The 1,753-nt window shown below is 60.8% G+C and carries 2 protein-coding genes; both read left to right on the top strand.

Features of this window, described 5'->3' with window-relative positions; genetic code table 11:
• On the top strand, positions 1-1,400 hold a 1,400-nt coding region (locus JMF90_RS35710; RefSeq protein WP_201326216.1), incomplete at its 5' end, for a type VI secretion system Vgr family protein.
• 10 nt (positions 1,401-1,410) lie between these two features.
• A partial coding sequence (locus JMF90_RS35715) for a DUF4123 domain-containing protein (protein WP_201326217.1) occupies positions 1,411-1,753 on the top strand: 343 nt, incomplete at its 3' end.

Genomic DNA, 1,753 nt, shown 5'->3' on the forward strand with positions numbered 1-1,753 from the left:
TCGTATCGAAGGACCCGTTAGGCAATGAAAGTTTCGTGCTGGCCGAAATCGAGGTCCAGCGCCGCTCGGTGCCATTCCGCAGCCCATTCGAGCACAGAAAGCCGGTCATGCATATGCAGACCGCCACTATCGTGGGACCGGCGGGTGAGGAGGTATACACGGACGAGTTGAACCGGGTGAAGGCTCAGATGCACTGGGACCGTCTGGGGAGCAATAACGAGACGTCATCGTGCTGGATGCGGGTAATACTGCCGCACGCCGGCAAGGGATTCGGCGGTGTGTTCGTCCCTCGAATCGGGCAGGAAGTGGCCGTCAATTACCTCGACGGGGATTGCGACCGGCCGGTCGTCAGTGGAGTGCTCTTTCACTCTGTCAACACGCCACATTGGCATTCGAACGGCCTGCTGTCCGGTTTCAAGTCGCAGGAGTACAGCGGTCAGGGTTTCAATCAACTCGTCTTCGACGACTCCACGTCGCAGAACCGGGCGCAGCTTTTCAGCTCGACGGCGAATTCGTATCTTCACATCGGCTATCTCATCGACCACAGCGGCAATACGCGCGGCAACTACCTTGGCACGGGCTTCGAACTGAAGACCGAGGCGTCAGGTGCCCTGCGGGCCGGACGAGGGCTCTACGTATCGACCTACGCCCGCGGCGGCACGTCGAGTCAGCCGCTGGATGTGAAGGAAGCCACGCAACACCTTATCGATTCGAGCGGCGTGATTCAGCATCGCTCACTCGCGGCAGCTGACGGCCAGGCCGAGACCCTGGACGATGCTCAGGACGCCATCAAGGACTTCGCTGCGACGACGCAGAGCGATGCACAGGGCTCTATGGCGGGCGGCAGGACAGCGGGTGGCGGCACCGGAAGCGCCAATGCGTTTTCGCAACCTGTCATGTTGCTTGCGAGCCCGGCTGACATGGGCCTGTCGACGCAGAAGTCGCTCCACGCAGCAGCTACCCAGCACGTCAATTTGGTTAGCGGAGAGAGCACCTACGTTTCGGTGGCGAGGTCGTGGATTGCCAGTATTGGCGAGAAATTAAGCTTCTTCGTGCAGAATGCCGGTATCAAGCTGTTTGCCGGCAAAGGCAAGGTCGAAGTGCAGGCGCAGTCGGACAATATCGAACTTACGGCAGACAAGACTGTAAAGGTCGTGTCCACTTCCGATTCGGTGAACGTTACAGCCCAGAAGGAAATCACCCTTACCGCCGGCGGCGCATCGATTCGTATCGCCGAAGGTAAAATCTTCATCCATGCGCCGGGGCTGGTCGAGGTCAAGGGCAGTCCGCTCATCTTCGATGGCCCGGCGGGCGATAGCGCGTCGGCGCAGCTTGCGCCTTCAAAGTCGTGCGCCCAGCAGTTCGCAGCCGCGGCCCAGGCCGGCTCGGCACTCGTGTAGGGCGGTCGGTATGGTTCACTACGTTATCGTCGAAGTCGTGAACGGGAAGCCCGAGTTGCCTGGTGTGCCGCCGGCCTATGAAGTCGGTGAGTTGGTTCCCGCTGCGCGTCCCGAACTCGAGGGCGTGGCGCCCGTGCTGTACTGTGCGGAGCATCCCGAACTGCAATTGCCAGCGTTGAGAGAACGTGCCGAATCGGACCTTGAGAATGGCTTGCCGCCAGTCGTTTGCGCCATTCTCGAATGCGGAAAGGCGACGGGCCGGCTTCAGCAACATCTGTCGAACCGGTTGATACTGCAGGCGCCGATTTCGGGCGATGCGGTCTTCCGCTACTACGACCCGCGCGTGTTTCCGC

It is taken from the genome of Burkholderia sp. E168m23 (genome assembly GCF_016586125.1).
GTDB classification, from domain to species: domain Bacteria; phylum Pseudomonadota; class Gammaproteobacteria; order Burkholderiales; family Burkholderiaceae; genus Burkholderia; species Burkholderia orbicola.